The organism is Pedobacter sp. GW822-FHT03F06, from assembly GCF_058801365.1.
The window spans coordinates 17503-34038 of record NZ_JBXANE010000006.1; the positions used below are offsets into that span (position 1 = coordinate 17503).

A 16536-nucleotide genomic window follows, 5' to 3' on the forward strand; every position below is an offset into this window, starting at 1 on the left:
ATAATATAAAAGAGATTTAAAAAACTCATGGAAAATTCGCCGATTGAGAAAAAGTATAGCAAGTGGATCATTATTCTTTCTATCCTTATACCTGTAGCTGTAGCTTTTTTATTCGTAGTAAAACTAAAAGATTTAGGCATTGATGCACCTACCTTGCCTTTTTTACCGCCGATATATGCTACCATTAACGGCATAACAGCTGTACTGCTGGTTGTTGCAGTATGGGCTATAAAAAATGGTAAAATACAATTACACCAAAACCTGATGAAAACCGCTATCGGCTGTTCTTTATTGTTTTTGGTCATGTACATCGCTTATCATATGACTACGCCATCTACTAAATTTGGTGGTGAGGGGGCTATCAAATATGCCTACTTCTTTATCTTGTTAACGCATATCCTATTGTCGATAGCCATTATTCCGTTAGTATTGGTTACTTATGTAAGGGCATTGGCCGAGCGTTTCGATCGTCATAAAAAAATTGCCAGGATTACTTTTCCACTATGGCTGTATGTAGCCATAACGGGTGTAGTTGTTTACCTGATGATATCACCGTATTATCAATACTAAGGTTGTCCTGGCTTAACTTTTTGACCCCTACCCTAAAAAGTAGGGGTTTTATTTTTAATTAATTTTTTACCGGCTAAAATTTCTTAATCAGTATATTTGGTAAAGAAGTTTATTATGATACTAAAATGTTTTAGTTTAAATCTTTCTTCTCTTTTAATGATAATCTATTTATTATTACGTCTCAGAATAATGGAAGACATAGCAAATTGTGATGAACTAATTTTATGACGCTAAGCAACGCAGATAAGGAACATGTGCTTATAGAAAAAATCGTGGAGGGGGATGAACAGGCTTTTTCTGTTTTGTTCTTCAAATATCTTCCTGTACTCCACATTTTTGCCACTAAGTTCACTAAATCTGAAGATGCCGCTGAAGAAATTATTCAAGATTCTTTTTTAAGGGTTTGGCTAAATCGCGATAAATTAGCAGCAGTTGATAATGTGAAAGCCTATCTATATAAATATGTTTCTAATGAATGTTTAAGTTACCTGCGTAAAAAATTAAAAGAAGATAGAGTTGTTGATGCATTTATGGCCAAGCAACAAAATAGCCATAACAATACCGTAGAAACTATCAATTTAAACGAGGTGACAAAAATTATTGCCATTGCTGTTGAAAAATTACCTGATCAACGCAAAAATATATATCAATTGAGCCGACGCGATGGTAAAACTATACCTGAAATTGCAGAAATACTCAATATCTCGCCTAATACGGTTAAAAATGCGCTGGTAATTGCCCTTAAATCGATACGTATACACCTGGATCAACATGGGATTGTATTCTTTTTCCCAATGTTTTGCTTCTTTTTGAAAATAAAATAGAAAAAAATTAATATCCCGATAGTCCTAATTTTCTTTTACTGCTTCTTAGTATCAGAATCTTTATGGAAGAACGTATACATTACTTATTACAACAGTTTACAGCAAAAGCACTAAGCCAGGCTGAAAGGGAAGAACTTTTAGTTTTAGCAGAAAACAGCACATCATTACTTTCTGACGAAATTGTGAAAATGATTATCGCAGAAGAAGAATATGCGGTTAATGTTGTTGAGGAAAAATGGAATCCTGTTCTAAATAAAATTCTAGCGGTAGATAAACCAAGCCGGTCGCCTAAGCGTATTTTAATGAAGACCTTAAAATGGGCTGCCGCCGCAGTTGTTTTTATTGTGTTTTCGTTCGCTGCTTACCTCTCTTTACAAAAAAAGAAAGAACATGTTTTTGCTACTGATGTGGCGCCGGGAAAAAACAAAGCCATTCTCACCCTGGCCGATGGAAAGAAAATTTCACTTTCGGATGCGATGAATGGTGATATTGCCAAAGAAGCTGGTTTCTCTATCACCAAAACTGCTGATGGCCAATTGGTGTATAATGTAGCAGGATCAGAAAATGTAAATGATGCTAGATTAAATACCATTTCGACCCCAAATGGTGGCGAGTGGCAAATCCAGTTGCCCGACGGTTCTATGGTTTGGCTAAATGCAGCATCTTCAATTCAGTATTCGTTAAATATTGGAACCGCTAAACAGCGCTTGGTGAAATTGGATGGGGAGGCTTATTTTGAAGTAGCTAAAAATGCAGCACATCCTTTTATTGTAGAAACCGATAAGCAGTCTGTTGAGGTATTGGGTACGCACTTTAACATTAATAGTTATAAAGATGAAAGGGTAACTAAAACCACTTTGCTGGAAGGAAGTGTACGTGTTTCGCATAATATTACCAATGAGAGTGAGGTGCTTAAACCTGGGGAGCAATCTTTGGTATCTGTTTCGGGCATGGATATAAAAGAAGTAGATGTTGATGAATCAATCGCATGGAAAAAAGGCTATTTTATGTTTAATAACGAAAGGCAAGAGAGCATTTTACGCAAAGTTGCCCGTTGGTATAATGTTGAAATAGAATATGCCGATCAGGATGCAAAAGAGGTAATGTACTATGGAACGGTAAGCCGTTTTGAAAAAATTTCGAAAGTATTAAGAAAATTTGAGCAGACCGGAGAGGTGCGTTTCGATATTAAAGGCAATAAAGTTATTGTCTATAAGGAATAAACGAGAAAAGATGAAGAAGTAACTAACCTTTATCTCTAAAAATAACTAATTAATCAACTTAACCTAAAACTTAACAAATGATGAATAAACCTCGACAAAACTCCTGACGATTCAACGTTGAATAAATAAAAAAGGAGTGCTTGCAACACCCCCTTTATTATCTGTTTAGCTATTCCGTAAGCCGGAATCGATTAAAATCAATTATTTCTTGGATAACCGCGAAACGCTTTTTGGCGTCTAAACTTTATTGCGCTTCGCACAAAAACAGACTATTAAATGTACAAAATTTATATTAGAATTTTATGTACGCATCGACGCTACATACCTAAATTGCTATTAATTATGAAGTTAGTTACGGTCATATTACTTGCCTCGCTAATGCAGGTAAGTGCAGCTTCATTTGGCCAGCTGGTTACATTAAAAGAGAAAAATGTAACATTAGAAAAAATGTTTAGGGAAATCAGACAGCAATCTGGTTATGATGTATTGTTATCAACCAACACCATTAAAAGTACTACTACTTTAAATGCAAACTTTAATAATGCGACTATAGAAGAAGTAATGACCAAGATTATTTCTGGTCGGGATTTAACCTATACTATTGAAGACAAAACAATTTTAATCAAACCAAAAGAGAAGAGTATTTTCGATAAAGTAATTGGTTATTTTGTTGCGGTAAAAATTACTGGTAAAGTAAGAGATAAAAGTGGAAGTGCTTTGCCAGGTGTAAGCGTAAGAGAAAAAGGGGTTGCCAACGCGGTATCAACCAATGGATCGGGCGATTATAGCATTTCAGTAAAAGAGGGTGGCGTTTTAACCTTTAGCTTTATAGGTTACAAAACACTCGAAGTTCCCATTGGTGGAAAAACCGTTATCAATGTAACCTTAGAAGAAGATGCTGCCCAGTTAAAAGAGGTAAATGTTGTTTCTACTGGTTATCAGCAGCTGGACAGAAAATTATTTACAGGTGCAGCCACTCAGTTAAAAGTATCTGATGTAGAAAGATTAGGAGTATCTGATATCAGCCGTATGTTGGAAGGACAGGTAGCGGGTGTTACCTTACAAAACGTATCAGGTACATTTGGTGCAGCACCAAAAATCAGGGTACGTGGCGCAACCTCTCTGTCTGGAGACAATAAACCTCTCTGGGTTATAGATGGCATTATTTTGGAAGATGTGGTTAATATTTCAAATGAAGCTTTATCAAGTGGTGATGCGAATACATTATTAGGATCATCAGTTGCAGGATTAAATGCTGATGATATTGAAAGTTTCAATATCTTGAAAGATGCAGCTGCTACAGCTATGTACGGCGCAAGAGCCATGAACGGTGTTATTGTTGTAACCACTAAAAAGGGTAGACAAACAGAAGGTGCCCCCAAAATTAGTTATACTGGGAACTTTACAACTTACTCAAAACCAACTTACGAAGGAACAGACATTTTGAACTCAGACGAGCAAATGGCTGTTTTGATTGAGTATTTTAATAAAGGAGCTTATCAAATCCCAGGATCTTCAAGTGGTCAAAATGGAGGTATCTTTCATAAAATGTACAATGAGCTTTATAATTATGATCCGGCAACAAAAACCTTTGCTTTAAAATATGATAAATCAAGTGTTTCAAATTTTTTAACCAGATATGCGAATGCTAATACAGACTGGTTCGATATTCTTTACAAGAATTCATTGAAGCAAGAGCATTCTATGAGTGTAACCTCAGGTACAGAAAAGTTCCAAACCTATGCCTCAACATCATATTTGAATGATAAAGGTCAAACCATTGGTAGCAATGTAGATCGCTTTACCGGAAACTTCAGGGCAAATTTTGCACCCAGCAGTAAATTAAGCTTTGAATTGCTTACTACAGCTTCCGTTCGTAATCAAAGAACACCCAGTGGTAATTCTGATCGTAAATCAGATCCGGTATATGGCAGCTACTATCGTGAATTTGATGTGAATCCATATAATTATGCGCGTAATACAAGCCGCCTTATAACGCCATATGATGAGAATGGGAACCTAGAGTATTTTGTTAGAAATTACGCTCCATTTAATATTTTAAATGAGCTTGAAAATAATTACACAAAACTCCAGATGCTTGATATTAAAGTACAAGGAGGGGTAAAGTATAAAATTATTCCTTCTTTAACTTACTCTATCAATGCCGCTTATAGGTTTTCGAAATCAGAAAGACAGAGTTATGTGTTAGAGCAATCTAATCAAGCTCAGGCATTTAGGTCTGGTGGTGATGCCACACGCGATGGTGATAATCAGTATTTATACATAGATTCAGCTAATCCTACTGGTTTGCCCACAAGCCTGCTGCCAACAGGTGGATTTTACAATACTGCCGGCGACAACCTAACAAACTATTATTTCAGACACGATCTTGTATACGATAAGAACTTTAATGATAAACATCTCGTTAATGTTTTTGGTTCAATGGAGGTTAGGTATATTGATAGGCAGAATGAATATTTTAATGGAGTTGGCTATCAATATGAAAATGGCGGCTTAGTAAATCCAAGTTACTTATATTTTAAGCAAGCCGGTGAAGCAGGTAAGGCTTATTTTGGAATGGGTAACAACTACGAACGCTATATTGCCTACATGCTAAGGGCAGCTTACTCGTACAAAGGTCGTTATAGTTTTAATGCTACCACACGTTACGATGGATCTAATAAAATGGGTAGGAGCAGGAATGCAAGATGGTTACCAACCTGGAATGTATCTGGTTCTTGGAATGCTGATCAAGAAAGTTTCTGGCCTAAAAATGATATCGTAACTTCAGCCGTTTTAAGAGGATCGTATGGTTTAACTGCCAGCATTGGTAGTGCTACCAACTCGCTTCCCGTTTTTTATGATCAAATATCTAGAAGACAGTTTTTAAAAGATCAGGAAGTTCAAACCTATATTTCAACGCTTCAAAATACGGAGTTAACCTGGGAAAAATCGTACGATGCCAATATAGGTTTAGATTTAAGATTCTTTAAAAACAAAGTAAATTTATCTGTCGACCTATATAATCGTAATATTCACGATCTATTGGGTAACTTGAATACTTCTGGTATTGGAGGCGAATTCACCAAAACCGCCAACTATGCGGCAATGTCTAGTAAAGGTATCGAATTCACTATATCGGGTTCGCCAATTAATGCTGGTGATTTTAAATGGGCAACCAATTTTAACTTTGCATTTAATAAAACAAAAATTACAGAGCTAGATGCACTTCCTAATATTTGGAGAGCAGTTTCTGCAACAGGGGGGGCAGTTTTAGGGTACCCGCAAAGAGGATTGTTTTCGGTTCAGTTTGCTGGTTTAAATCCACAATATGGTTATCCAACTTTCTATGGTGCAAATAGTACTGCCACAACGTATATTGGCCTACAAGATGATGATATTGATATCTTAAAATATGAAGGTCCAACAGATCCGACAACAACAGGAGGCTTTTTTAATCAGTTCAGGTACAAAAACTTCTCTTTATCTGCTCTATTTAAATTCTCTGCAGGAAATGCACTACGTTTAGCGCCATCTATCTCTGCTTCTTATTCTGATATGACAACTTTAAGTCGCGATGTGTTAAATAGATGGATTATGCCAGGAGACGAAAAAATTACAAACATCCCTGCCTTGCTCGATCCAGTTTCTGCAGCAGCGATTGTAAGTTCTACAGGTTCTACAACTAATCCAGTATATCCTTATAACCTTTATAACTATTCTACAGAACGTGTTGTAAGTGGAGATTATATTAAACTTTCTAGAATTACTGCTAGTTATGATATTCCTAAGAAAATCACTTCAAAGTTTAAAATGACAAATGCGTCCCTTATTGTTGCTTGCGACAATGTGGCGGTTCTTTATGCCGATAAGAGACTTAACGGTGAAGATCCTGAATTCTTTTCTACAGGGGGTGTTGCATTACCGGTTCCAACACAGTTTACATTATCATTAAGAGTTGGATTTTAATTTAAAAGACTATGAAACTAATAAAATCAATTACCATATTATCAAGTGTAATGTTGCTCGTATCGTTACAATCTTGTAAGAAATTTTTAGATGAAGTACCTGATAATAGAACAGAGATAACAACTGTTGCTAAAGTAGCGCAATTAACTGCAACAGCATACCCTTCTGCTCATTATATCACTTTTGCAGAGGCTGCCTCGGATAATACCGAAGAAAAGGAAAAAGGTGTAGGGACTTTGAACGATCAATGGGATAAGCCGTATTACTGGGAAGACCTTTCAGGAACCGATACAAATAGCCCAGGGTCCTACTGGAATGGATGCTATGAAGCTATTGCTGCGGCCAACCAGGCATTACAGGCCATCGAGAACGGGAACTTTGGTAATGCCGTATTGCCGTATAAGGGAGAAGCATTGGTAGCACGTGCCTATGCTCACTTTATGTTAGCTGTATTTTTTGCAAAACCTTACGAAATAGGAGGGGCTAACAGTTCTCCTGGTGTACCTTATGTTACTGTGCCAGAAACTGAGCCGATTAAGCAATATTCGAGAGGAACAGTTAAAGAAACTTATGATAAAATTAAAAAGGATCTTGAAGAGGGATTGCCTTTATTATCTGCAAGTGCTTATACGGTTCCTAAGTACCATTTCACGCCTTCAGCTGCACATGCGTTCGCCTCACGTTTTTATCTGTTTCTTGGCGATTGGCAAAAAGTAATTGATCATGCCAATTTAACCGTTTCTGGAAACGATTTTGTTAATAATATGAGACCGGTTTCTACGACCTTGTACGAAATGACAAACAACGATTTTAGAGCCAACTATACTAAAACCGAGCAAAGAACAGCAATTATGCTAGGTAATGCTTATAGTACTTATACTTATGTAAATACACCAAATCATGGTATTGGCAATAAGCTGGTTAGGATGTATACTTCTCCTAACGTTACTGGCAAAATACTGGCAAATAAGGTTTACCAATGGAGTGCCGGAAACTATAATACGCTAAAGTATTTATACTATTTCTTCTACACAGGGCCAGGTATAGGTTTCCCATACTTGGTTGTTCCGTTACTTACCGCTGATGAAACCTTAATGAACAGGGCTGAGGCTTATGCCCAATTGGGTAATAATGAAGCGGCCTTAAAAGATATAAACGATTTTATGAAGGTTAGAATTAGAAATTACAATGCTGCTACCGATGTAGTCACCTTAGCTAAAATAAAAGCATTTTATAGTATCGACGATCCTAAACAGGGATTGATACAAACCATTTTAGACTCAAAAAAAGCAGAATTTTTGGAAGAAGGTATAAGGTGGATGGATATTGTTCGTAGTGGTTTAACTGTTAAACATAATATATTTAGTAATGTTGGTGTAGAGAGCTTCATGGAATTAAAACCTGGCGACCCGCGTAGATTGTTTCAATTACCTAATGAAGTAAAGCTTTCTGGAGTAGAACTAAATCCAAGATAAATATGTTTATGAAAAATTTTATTAAAAGTTCATTAGCCATAATGGTAATTTTGGCTCTTGCTACCTCATGTAGAAAAACTGAGGATTTAGATGTTGATTTCAACAAGTATAATTTAGATATGCCTGAATCTAATACAGATTTGGATAAATGGTTAAATACAACCTTTCTAAATCCATATAACATGAAAGTTGTATACAGATTCAACAGATATTATTATGGAGATGCCGCAGCTGATGTAGCACCGCTTAAGCCTGAAAATGTACAGCCTATGATGCAAACGGTATTAGATGGCTACATGGCTCCGTATCTAAAAATTGCTGGTTTGGATTTTGTACAACGCACAAATCCTAAAGAATGGGTTTTGTATGGCTCTGCAAAATATCAAACCGATGGCTCTGCTATAGCAGGAACAGCAGCTGGAGGTAGAAGGGTTACATTGTACGGACTTAACAATTTCAGTCTTTCCCCTGGCTTTGTAACTTCCAGATTGTATGTAATTCATCACGAATTTACCCACATTTTAAATCAAACTGTAGCTATTCCTATTGATTTTGAAGCGATATCTGGTGGTACATATAAACAGCCATGGACTTTAACACCAGCTCAAACAGCTAAAGATAATGGATTTTTAGGTAGTTATGCCAGTGGTAGCCCAACAGAAGATTATGCCGAAACAACCGCAACTTTATTGGTTTCAGGTCAATCATATTATGACAACTATGCCAATACTGCCAATGCGACTGCTAAAAGTAGACTTAAATTAAAAGAGGCAAATGTGGTAAATTATTTTACAACCGCATTCGGAATCGACTTTAGAAAACTGCAAAAGGAAGTACAGAACTATATCAAAACTACTTTAAAAGATCCATCAGTTTCTTTTGGCTATTGGTTAAACAGGAACCTGTATAAAAGCATGACGATTAATCTGGATAATGATGTAACCTATAGCCAATTTGGTATTTCTGATCAATTCAAAGCTGTTTATCAAAATTCTAAAACAGCACTCGCTGCAATAGGTGGGGCAAATAGGGTGTTAAATTACATTAGATTTGATTTTACGTCAGGTACTGCTGCAACGGTTTATGTTAATTATTCTAATTCTGCTGGATCAGTCCTGGAGGCTAGATATGCTTTAAATATGGCGATTAATACGACTACTGGCGAAACCAAATTTACAACGGGTACAGCCGGAGGTACAGATGCAAGCTGGGTAGGAAATGCAAATACAGTTAAACCAGGAATACAGCCTTTGTTGGACTATTTTGTTAATAATACCTTTGTTGCAGACTGGTTACCAGCTGGATATAATGCTGGTACTTATACCAATTTTGGCGGTTTTTATGTTAGTGGTACGCCTACAAACTATTTTTACGGTGCTTTAGGGCAATAAATATAACTGTTATGAAAAGAATATTATTTTTATTCACTTGCCTGTTAATATTTGCAGGCTGCAAGAAATCATCATTTGTAGCTAAATTTGATCAAGATCCAGAAATTAGGATGGGTGAAGCCATTGCAAAAGTAAAAACTACTTTAAGCTCTGCCGAAAACGGATGGATTGCTACTACACCAACTGCTGATGGAGGAGGATATAGCTTCTTTATGAAGTTTGATGCTACCGAAAACGTTAAGATGTACGCTGATTTAAGTGATGCATCATCTAAAACAGAATATGCTTCATATTATCGAATTAAGCAAGATCAAGGTGTAGATTTAGTTTTTGATACATTTAACTACATCACCATGTTGAACGATCCAGATCCTTCAACTTTTGGGGGAATCGCTAAAACAGGTTTTAAGAGTGATGTTGATTTTATTTACGATAGAATTTCAGGAGATAGTATTGTTTTTATAGGTAAAAGATACCGCCAGCCATTAAAAATGATCAAGGCCACTGCTGCCCAAAGAGCTGCTTATGAAAGTGCCGGATTAAAAACTGCTATTGATAAAATTAAAGATTATTTCAATACTTATGCGAACCCATATATTGAAGTCGTTGTTGGTGCTAGTACGCTAAAAGTTGGTGTTTCTCCAAATGTTTCCAATAGCGTTTTATCTGGTAAAAGGATAGATCTAACAGGTGTTTTAGCTGATGGGTCTACGGTTTTTTCTAGTGGTCAAAAGTTTGCTTTTAGCTTAACTGGGGCTGAAATTCTAAATGGAGGTCTAGTATGGCAAGGCATTACTTTTATCCGTCTTGCCTGGAAGGACGCAACAACCTTAGTTTTATATGATTCTACCGGAAAAGAATATATTATTAAAAATTCTGCAGCGCCTATAGTTCCGCTTTATAGGCTATGGGGTAGTAAATACGGAGGTATGCTGTCCGAATATAAAACCATATACCCTGGAACAAGTACCAATGGTGCCACTATTCTAAATTATTTTCATAATGGCTTAACACCTGCCGTAACTGGATATAGTTTTAACTATGGTCGAATCAATTTTGCTTGGAACATTGCAAACAAGAGGTTAAACTTAAATGGCTTTAGTAGTCAAAATGGTGGAAGCTCTGGTTGGATAACTACTATTGTGTACAATTACACAGTTGATGCAAACGGGGTATACAAATTTACTCAATTTGCAGCTGCATCTGGAGGATATGTAACAAATTCACTTTCAAGACTACATGCTTTTTTATTGGCAAATAGTGTGACTTTCGATTATTATGTTGATGGTGCAAATGTTTATGGTAAAATGACAAGCGTTGAAGATCCATCAATTGTAATGACGTTTGTTTTGCAATAATGCTCCGATATATTTAAAAAAACCATTTTTTGGGACGTTAAAGGCAGCGTTTTTTATTAGTTCTTTTATATACTGAAAGCTATAAATAATTAGAATCTAATTTTAATCTTTCTCTCCCGTAACCCTTGCCCTAAAAAGCAAGGGTTTTTTTATGACATAATTTTTAAACCCCTCCAAGCGTTTATGCTTATATTTGTAGCGAATGAAGAAGAAAGCAATTTTTATCCTGTTTCTACTGGTATGTACATTTGCGGTAAGTCCCAATGTTAATGCCCAATGTTCTATGTGTACCATTAATGCCGAGCAAGGTGTTAAAAACGGGAATACGCAAACAGCAGGCTTAAATACCGGAGTGTTATATCTTTTATCTCTTCCTTATTTAATGGCTGTTATTGTTGGCGTGGTTTGGTATAAAAAATACCGCAAAAAGAATATTCATCTCAACATGAAAAAAGAACCTTTTAATCTCAATTAAAAGCATGTCTGAGCAAACTACCTCAAAACTTTATGCCATTGTACATTGTAAGTGTCCGCATTGCCGCAGGGGAGATATTTTTACAGGCAGTATGTATGGCTGGAACATTCAGCATACCAAAGAAATCTGCGGGCATTGTGCACAACGCATAGAAATTGAACCTGGTTACTTTTATGCAGCCATGTATGTAAGTTATGCGATGAATGTAATCGAAATGCTGTTCGCCAGTTTTATCACCTATTTAATTTTCGGCCCGCTTACTGATGCAACTTTCTGGCATTACCTGACGGTTATTTTTGCAGGTTGTTTTATCCTGTATCCGTTTAACTATCGCTATTCGAGAATTATACTGCTTCATATTTTATCGCCGAACATTAAGTATAAACCCTATTACGATAAGTAGTATTGGTTAATCGTTTAAATCGTATAAACTGGTTATTGTTAAATTCAGCGATTAACCAGTTAACCCATGTAATGCTGTATGTTAAAAAAAGAGACCCTTAGTTTTATAAAAGATGTAGCGGAGAATAACAACCGCGAATGGTTTGCCGCCAACAAAGAAGTTTACGAAAATGCAAAGGCCGATGTACTCAATCTCGTAGCCAGTATTATTCCAGAACTTGCCAAAATAGACCCGACCCTTCCGGCAGAGATGGATCCAAAGAAGTGCCTTTTACGCATTTATCGCGATGTGCGCTTCAGCAAAAATAAAGACCCTTATAAGAATAACTTCGGCATATGGTTCTCTACCAAAAAAGGAGGGAATGAACCCGGTTATTATCTGCATATTCAGCCGGGGAAAAGCTTTATTGCCGGTGGATACTGGATGCCGGATGCACCACATTTAAAATTGATCAGACAAGAGATTGATTATAATATTGGCGATTTTAAAGAAATTATTAACAATGCAGCCTTTAAGAAAAATTTTAAACTGGGGGTTGATAATGCCCTTAAAAATGCACCCAAGGGTTATGATCCGGCAGATCCAAATATCGAATTTTTAAAATTGAAAAGCTTCGAGGCCACCACAAAAATCGATGATGAAGAATTTTTAAAACCAAACCTCGTTAATAAGTTGATAAGTTCTTTTAAAACAGTACAACCATTAGTTGCATTTTTACGGAATGCCATTGAGCAATAACCACTGTTAATTTTCAATGACCAATACCCAAAATAATCAATAACCGATAGTCAATGTTCAAACTATAAAAGGTCTTGATACTTGATACTCAAATCTTGACAATAAATATGAAAAATACCTTTCTTGCATTTGCCGTTCTCCTGTTTATTTCTTCCCTAAGCTCTTGTGTTGTTCTTTCGCCTAAAAAGTACAAAGCCTTATTAGGTACTAAAGATTCGTTGTATACTGCTTTTAATGAGGGCTTAATTAAGATCGAAAACTTAGAAAAAGAAGTAAGTAAGCTTAAAAAGGATACGACCTTAATGGCTGAAGAACTTCGCGATCTGCAGAACAATTACAATGAAATGGATGCGAGCTATAAAAAGCTTAAAAATAATTCGTCATCAGAAATTACCAAACTATCTGGAGATTTAGCTGCCCGCGAAAAACGCTTAAAAGAAGTAGAAGAAGTTTTGCGTAAACGTGATGAAGCAACCAATGCATTGAAAGAAAAACTTCAACAGGCTTTATTGGGCTTTACCAAAAGTGGTTTAACCGTAGAAATTAAAAATGGTAAAGTTTATGTTTCGCTAACGGATAAACTATTGTTCCCTTCGGGAAGTATTATTATTGATGAAAAAGGAAAACAGGCCCTTACCCAATTGGCCAACGTATTAAAACAACAACCGGAGATAAACATTGCTGTTGAAGGTCATACCGATAACCAGAAAATAAATAACCTGGGACAGATTAAAGATAACTGGGATTTAAGTGTGTTAAGGGCTACCTCTGTAGTACGTTATTTAACAGAGAATGAGAAGGTAGAAAGTGTAAGGATGACGGCTACAGGTAAAGGCGAATTTCAACCTTTGGGTACCAACGCAAATGCAGATGGAAGAAGCAAAAACAGAAGAATAGAAATTGTACTTTCGCCTAAGCTGGATGAACTTTATAACTTGATTAAATAAGGTATAATACGCTATCGGTTGGTGTTCTCATCAACCGATATTTAAGACATTTAAGAATAATTTCTTTATAATTAGGAAATGAGTGGCTTGTGGCTCTTGGAGGTTTGCAGTCCCGCTTTACGCTTTATACCGATGAAGAATCGGTATGTTCGCTGTAATCGGGTTTAGGAACAAAGGTTTGTGCACCCGGTAACCCCAAAAATGAAAAACTGTTCTAGCCATTTAGCCCCGGTTGCAGCGTTACCCTGCAGCAACGAGGTACGAGGAAGCGAAGCGTAAAAGCGGAAAACGGGAAGAAACTTATTGTTTTGTACAGGCGCTGCGCTCCAAATAAAAAAAAATACTTTAGACTTAAGGAAATGATGGCCTGCATTTAGAAAAAGCCTTAAAATAGTTGAAGGGCTTTTATAGGTTTTGGTGCCGGCGGTAAGATTTTAAAATCTTAAAGGTATGCTCGAACTCATGACTGCTTAGGTTAGAATAATCGGGCATAGAGAGTTTATGTACCGTTAAAAAGTTTAACAGTTCTTTAATTACGTTTGATACTTCTTCTGATTCTTCGGTATGTTTTAGGGTATCGATCTTACTTAATAACAGGGCAATCTCGAACATCTTAAAATCATTCTTTCCCGTAATACCCAAGCCGATATTAGTTTCTATAAGCGCTTGTTCGTAATTATGTGTAGCATTATAAAAGTTGGCTTTAAATACACTAAAGCTGGCCAAAATAAAATTGGTATAATAGGTGTAATCGCTGCTGATGATTTTATCAACGAATTGCATAATGCGCTGCGCTTTTTTAAAATAGTTGAGCTTGATATAGGTTTGACCTAAATGAAGCAGTAAAAAAGGAGAGAAAACGGAATATCTTACATAAAAAATATTGGGATACTTAGTCAGAATAGCCATGATAAAGCGGTGGCATTCGGCATAGCTTTTTTGAGAAAACAAGGTAATCAATACCAGTCGGTAAGAGAGTATTTCGGCAGAAGTAATTTCTTCGTTTTTCTGTGGTTTACTCTGATCTATCTCCTGGCAAAGTTTTATTATTTTATCTTCTAGGGTTTTACTCTCGTTAGGTTTATTAACCAGGTTATTGTAGAAATAAAGAATTAAATCATAAGGATTAATTGGGAACAGCTCATTTAATCTTTTGTAGTTCCGCTTTAGCAGCTGCATGGTATTGGCTAAAGCTACTTTATCCACATCAATAAGATTAACGTTGCATTCTATTACATGGAGCATAATCTGAATGTCTTCGTTGAGTACGTTCTCCGAAATGGTTTTGATGGTTTCCTTATACAGGTTGCTCATGGTTCGCCCTGTAGCCATAATATCGATAAAATCAACACCAATGCTTAACTTATTGAAATTAGAATTGGGTTTGCCAAGTTCGTATTTAGACACATAACAGATAAAATCGAAAGCACTGTTTTTTTCACTGTTGGTAAATGGCAGCCTGAAAATGTTTTTTAAGGCTGCGATCTCATTTCTGGTGATGCAGAACCTAATGGCCCAGTTAAGTATATAGTCTCTCAGAGGGGTTTGGCCAGGGAAACTGTTTAATATATGCTCGAAAAATGATTTGCAAGGCCTGTAATCAAACTTATCAGTAATCTGTATAAATAGGAAATAGGTATAAATGTCGTCGTTTAAAAAGCGTACAATTTCTGTAGGGATGGCTGTACTTAACCTTTTTTCTTCGATGATGATCCCGGCATGTAAAAGTTCTTCGTACGCCTCGGGATAACAGTTGATATAACTTAGGATTTTTTCTTTAGAAACCCTTAATTTTTTATTCCCTTCCGAAATGCTATCGCTTATTTTTTTAAGGAGAAATACTTTTTCTGTGCTTTTTTTTGCCAGAAATACGCGTTTCTCTAAGAAATAGTTAATTAATTCATAACGTAACAAAGGGTTGCTCAGCTCAAGGTGGTGGTTCTCGTCTTTGAGCTTGAAATAAACCTGTAACCAGAATGGTGTTTTAAACTGAGTTAATAGGGGAGGGCTTACATCTGCCCGGTTGATAATTTTGCTTTCTATATGGCTTAAGGTATAGAGTACCTCATCAACATTTAACGATGGTACATTGCTTAGGGTTTCCTCATCATAAAATAAGCCCGTATACCAGGCTTTAGTTAAAGATGCAGAACCGTAAATAGCAGGCTGAAGATTAATCCAACTATTCGTTCGCAGGCCAAACGCAAGCTTAACAAAGTTGTTTTCTTCAATACTATATAAAAAGTCGATAAAGGTTTTAAAATAATTACTTCTTGCTAAATGTTCATCAATACCATCAACAATAACAATGAAACGGCCTTCTCTCTTTTCGGGATTTTTTTTAAAAAAACTGATTAATTCGGTAAGGCTCCCAAATTTAAATTCTTTTAAAAACCAGTCTTTTAAAGTATTTCCAGTTTGAATAATAGTATTAATACTGGTAGAGTTAACCAATAAAACGATGTCGTTTTTGTAGAGGGCATTTTCTGATAAGAAAAAATACTCTATCATGTGTGCAAGTAGTATCGATTTTCCCTGGCCAGGTTGGGCACTTATGGTTGTAAACTGGTAGTTGTTTTTTAAGAAATAATCAAAATCAGGGTAAAAAAAACTTCTGTTGGCAGTAGTACTGAACGGAACACCCGAATTATTTTTATTTGCAATTAACGATACCTCTGTAACAGCATGCGCTTTTAGCTTTAAATCTTGCCAGATACTTTGAACGGAGGTCGTTTGGTTTTCCTTGTCCTTGCAAAATGAGTCCCAATCATTATAGCCTATGTATTGCGATAAGCTATTTAAAGTAAATAAAGAGAATTTATGTAAAGTGTTCGCAAAGCCAAAAAATCGTTTGATGGTTGTTTCACTTACGTAGTTTTTGGTTTCTTGAAATACATACTCAGAAATAATCTTACAATGAGCTGGGTCGATATTTCTCAAACCAGATTTTATAAGGACAAACTTCCTGAGTTCGATAAGGAGATCGTTAGCATTCATTAATTAACAGATGGGATGACTACCGCTAATGTCATCATAATTTCACAATTGAGGAAATCTATTCACGAAGAAAGCCCTGTATGAATAAAATGAATGAAATGGATTGCATAAAAATGAATAGCAATGGATAGGATAGGATACTATTCTAGATTTAGATTTGTCATAA

12 protein-coding genes are annotated in these 16536 nt (G+C 36.1%); 11 read left to right on the top strand and 1 reads right to left on the bottom strand.

Annotation, left to right across the window (positions count from 1 at the left end; genetic code table 11):
• The first annotated feature begins 27 nt into the window (after positions 1–27).
• The 11 genes from AC1RJ8_RS11650 (at position 28) to AC1RJ8_RS11700 (ending at position 13373) form a co-directional block, all read left to right on the top strand.
• Positions 28–570, top strand: a complete 543-nt coding sequence (locus AC1RJ8_RS11650) for a DUF420 domain-containing protein (protein ID WP_492954208.1) — start codon at positions 28–30, stop codon at positions 568–570.
• Positions 571–794: 224 nt separating this feature from the next.
• Positions 795–1394, top strand: a complete 600-nt coding sequence (locus AC1RJ8_RS11655; RefSeq protein WP_492954207.1) for an RNA polymerase sigma-70 factor — start codon at positions 795–797, stop codon at positions 1392–1394.
• A 62-nt stretch (positions 1395–1456) separates the two neighbouring features.
• The gene (locus tag AC1RJ8_RS11660) at positions 1457–2617 is read left to right on the top strand and encodes a FecR family protein (RefSeq protein ID WP_492954206.1); all 1161 of its coding nucleotides are present in this window, start codon (positions 1457–1459) and stop codon (positions 2615–2617) included.
• Positions 2618–2959: 342 nt separating this feature from the next.
• On the top strand, positions 2960–6586 hold the full coding sequence (locus tag AC1RJ8_RS11665; RefSeq protein WP_492954205.1) for a SusC/RagA family TonB-linked outer membrane protein: 3627 nt from the start codon (positions 2960–2962) through the stop codon (positions 6584–6586).
• 11 nt (positions 6587–6597) lie between these two features.
• A complete protein-coding gene (locus AC1RJ8_RS11670; RefSeq protein ID WP_492954204.1) occupies positions 6598–8061 on the top strand; it encodes a RagB/SusD family nutrient uptake outer membrane protein in 1464 nt (487 codons plus the stop codon).
• 8 nt (positions 8062–8069) lie between these two features.
• Positions 8070–9452, top strand: a complete 1383-nt coding sequence (locus AC1RJ8_RS11675; protein ID WP_492954203.1) for a substrate import-associated zinc metallohydrolase lipoprotein — start codon at positions 8070–8072, stop codon at positions 9450–9452.
• An 11-nt stretch (positions 9453–9463) separates the two neighbouring features.
• A complete protein-coding gene (locus AC1RJ8_RS11680) occupies positions 9464–10810 on the top strand; it encodes a DUF4302 domain-containing protein (RefSeq protein WP_492954202.1) in 1347 nt (448 codons plus the stop codon).
• Between the two features lie 202 nt (positions 10811–11012).
• Positions 11013–11285, top strand: a complete 273-nt coding sequence (locus AC1RJ8_RS11685; RefSeq protein WP_492954201.1) for a hypothetical protein — start codon at positions 11013–11015, stop codon at positions 11283–11285.
• A 4-nt stretch (positions 11286–11289) separates the two neighbouring features.
• Entirely contained in the window at positions 11290–11688 is a 399-nt protein-coding gene (locus AC1RJ8_RS11690) for a DUF983 domain-containing protein (protein WP_492954200.1), read from the top strand.
• A gap of 78 nt (positions 11689–11766) precedes the next feature.
• Positions 11767–12426: a DUF2461 domain-containing protein gene (locus AC1RJ8_RS11695; protein ID WP_492954199.1), complete on the top strand. Its 660-nt coding sequence runs from the start codon at positions 11767–11769 to the stop codon at positions 12424–12426.
• 107 nt (positions 12427–12533) lie between these two features.
• On the top strand, positions 12534–13373 hold the full coding sequence (locus AC1RJ8_RS11700; protein WP_492954198.1) for an OmpA/MotB family protein: 840 nt from the start codon (positions 12534–12536) through the stop codon (positions 13371–13373).
• Between the two features lie 405 nt (positions 13374–13778).
• Here the strand turns inward: AC1RJ8_RS11700 and AC1RJ8_RS11705 are convergent, their stop codons facing one another.
• Positions 13779–16370 (bottom strand): hypothetical protein, encoded by a 2592-nt coding sequence (locus AC1RJ8_RS11705; protein WP_492954197.1) that lies wholly within the window; start codon positions 16368–16370, stop codon positions 13779–13781.
• Between the last annotated feature and the right edge of the window lie 166 nt (positions 16371–16536).

Excerpts from the sequence above, each read along its gene's own strand:
- AC1RJ8_RS11650 (WP_492954208.1), top strand. The coding sequence starts at position 28 with ATGGAAAATTCGCCGATTGAGAAAAAGTATAGCAAGTGGATCATTATT.
- AC1RJ8_RS11655 (WP_492954207.1), top strand. The coding sequence starts at position 795 with ATGACGCTAAGCAACGCAGATAAGGAACATGTGCTTATAGAAAAAATC.
- AC1RJ8_RS11660 (WP_492954206.1), top strand. The coding sequence starts at position 1,457 with ATGGAAGAACGTATACATTACTTATTACAACAGTTTACAGCAAAAGCA.
- AC1RJ8_RS11665 (WP_492954205.1), top strand. The coding sequence starts at position 2,960 with ATGAAGTTAGTTACGGTCATATTACTTGCCTCGCTAATGCAGGTAAGT.
- AC1RJ8_RS11670 (WP_492954204.1), top strand. The coding sequence starts at position 6,598 with ATGAAACTAATAAAATCAATTACCATATTATCAAGTGTAATGTTGCTC.
- AC1RJ8_RS11675 (WP_492954203.1), top strand. The coding sequence starts at position 8,070 with ATGAAAAATTTTATTAAAAGTTCATTAGCCATAATGGTAATTTTGGCT.
- AC1RJ8_RS11680 (WP_492954202.1), top strand. The coding sequence starts at position 9,464 with ATGAAAAGAATATTATTTTTATTCACTTGCCTGTTAATATTTGCAGGC.
- AC1RJ8_RS11685 (WP_492954201.1), top strand. The coding sequence starts at position 11,013 with ATGAAGAAGAAAGCAATTTTTATCCTGTTTCTACTGGTATGTACATTT.
- AC1RJ8_RS11690 (WP_492954200.1), top strand. The coding sequence starts at position 11,290 with ATGTCTGAGCAAACTACCTCAAAACTTTATGCCATTGTACATTGTAAG.
- AC1RJ8_RS11695 (WP_492954199.1), top strand. The coding sequence starts at position 11,767 with ATGTTAAAAAAAGAGACCCTTAGTTTTATAAAAGATGTAGCGGAGAAT.
- AC1RJ8_RS11700 (WP_492954198.1), top strand. The coding sequence starts at position 12,534 with ATGAAAAATACCTTTCTTGCATTTGCCGTTCTCCTGTTTATTTCTTCC.
- AC1RJ8_RS11705 (WP_492954197.1), bottom strand. The coding sequence starts at position 16,370 with ATGAATGCTAACGATCTCCTTATCGAACTCAGGAAGTTTGTCCTTATA.